Annotated in this window: 1 protein-coding gene; it reads right to left on the reverse strand. The window is 59.6% G+C overall.

Features of this window, described 5'->3' with window-relative positions; translation table 11 throughout:
• On the reverse strand, positions 1-452 hold a 452-nt coding region (locus tag D3D01_RS22735; RefSeq protein ID WP_121513866.1), incomplete at its 3' end, for a transcriptional regulator.
• Between the last annotated feature and the right edge of the window lie 38 nt (positions 453-490).

Genomic DNA, 490 nt, shown 5'->3' on the forward strand with positions numbered 1-490 from the left:
GACGAAGACCCCTCATCACGCGGCAGACCGAACTCAACCTCAATCCGGACCGTATCGTAGGGGACGTACGGCTTCTTTGCGCGACCATCCTTCTCGAAGTGGACGATGTCGTACTCGGCTAGTAGGTGTAGATCGTCGTGCACATCGTGGACGTCGCGCTCCAAGCGACTAGCCAGTGCGCGGATACTCTCGGGCGGGCGTTCCATCACCTCTTCGAGGAGTTCCATCCGCCGGTCGGTTAGCAGTTGGCGGAGCCGCGTCCGATCCTCGAAGTTGACGACATGCGGTACCTCTTCACCCTGCTCCCACCGTTCGGCCCGCTCAAGAGCCGCCGCCTGTGCCTGTTCTGCTGGGAGCGACGTGATACGGAGAGTCGAAGGGTACTCGACCTCGTCCGGGTCGGGAGTGAATTCGTCGTGCGTCGGTTCAGTATCAGTTGGTTCGTTGCTCATAGATCTCGTTCACCTCGGTTTGGAAATCGTTGACTAGG

Source organism: Haloarcula sp. Atlit-7R, from assembly GCF_003666065.1.
In the GTDB taxonomy this organism is placed as follows: domain Archaea; phylum Halobacteriota; class Halobacteria; order Halobacteriales; family Haloarculaceae; genus Haloarcula; species Haloarcula taiwanensis.